Origin of the sequence: Dialister sp. CAG:357 (assembly GCF_000435155.1) — a bacterium.
Taxonomy (GTDB): domain Bacteria; phylum Bacillota; class Negativicutes; order Veillonellales; family Dialisteraceae; genus Dialister; species Dialister hominis.
The window spans coordinates 1-1,192 of the sequence record NZ_FR896396.1; the positions used below are offsets into that span (position 1 = coordinate 1).

Annotated in this window: 1 protein-coding gene; it reads right to left on the reverse strand. The window is 46.3% G+C overall.

The annotated features are described in order from the left end of the window. Nucleotides 1–107: 107 nt before the first annotated feature. The gene (locus M3200_RS03060; RefSeq protein ID WP_108849632.1) at nucleotides 108–1,028 is read right to left on the reverse strand and encodes an NAD(P)/FAD-dependent oxidoreductase; all 921 of its coding nucleotides are present in this window, start codon (nucleotides 1,026–1,028) and stop codon (nucleotides 108–110) included. Nucleotides 1,029–1,192: the final 164 nt, after the last annotated feature.

Here is a 1,192-nt window from a genome sequence, read left to right on the forward strand (position 1 = left end):
TGCCACGAGCAGTGTAAAAGGACTTGTGTATTTAAGCATTGTCCCTTCCCCCGCATAAGCAATGCTGAGACGCCTCAGCTGCTCTGCCTTTATTTTCTTCGTGACCCTCATTTACCGCTTCGCAGCAAGTAGTCGTGAGCGGCTAATGCTGCGGCAGCCCCCTCTCCTACAGCAATAATGATCTGCTTGTTCTTGCAGTCTGTGACATCACCAGCTGCATAAAGGCCGGGAATGTTTGTCTCTCCGTCCTTATTGGTTATGATTTCTCCCATGCTGTTAGTCTTCACGTCTTCTGGAAGATAGGAATTATTCGGAATGCCGCCTGCTTCTACAAAGACACCATCGACGGCAAGTTCACGCTCTTCTCCATCACTCTTGCGTTTTACGACAAGGGCATTCACCTTCTTGTCACCCTTGACTTCTTCAGGAACATAACCGATAAGGGCTTCTACATTAGGCAGTTCTTCCATGCGTTTGACCATGATTTCAGCTGCTTTAATGCGGCTTCTGACCACAAGGTATACCTTCGGGCAAAGATGTCCTAATTCTACAGCTGCCTGTACAGCGCTGTCTCCGCCGCCGACAATGGCAACGGTCTTATTGCGGTAGAATGGAGCATCACAGGTGGCGCAGTAGGATACGCCGCGGCCTGTAAATTTGGCTTCTCCCGGTATATCCAGCGTGCGGCTGTGCTTGCCGGCTGTAATAATGCAGACCTTCCCGACGACAGTATTTCCATCATCCAGATGAAGGACGAAATTTCCATCTTCATTCTTTTCAAGATTCATGACGGCTGCGGTGATAAATTCAACCGGGTATTTTCTTACATGTGCTTCCATCTTGTCTGCCAGATCAAAACCGGAAATGGATTCGAATCCGAGATAATTTTCAATTTCACTGGTCAGAAGCATCTGTCCGCCAATATCATTTGAAATAATTTTTACGCTGAGCTCCTTGCGGGAAGCGTATAAAGCAGCGTTCAGCCCTGCAGGGCCTGCACCAATCACAATAACGTCAGTAATATCCATATATATACCCCTTTCATACATATCGAAAATTTTCATTATTACAATTTCTATTATATCCGTTTGCTTCGATTTATGCAAACTCCAGCGTCTTAATGATTCAGGAAAGATTTCCCCAGTCCCTTGTATCCTACGAATTCCCTCAGCAGTGAATTATCCGGAACAAC

Excerpts from the sequence above, each read along its gene's own strand:
- M3200_RS03060 (WP_108849632.1), bottom strand. The coding sequence starts at position 1,028 with ATGGATATTACTGACGTTATTGTGATTGGTGCAGGCCCTGCAGGGCTG.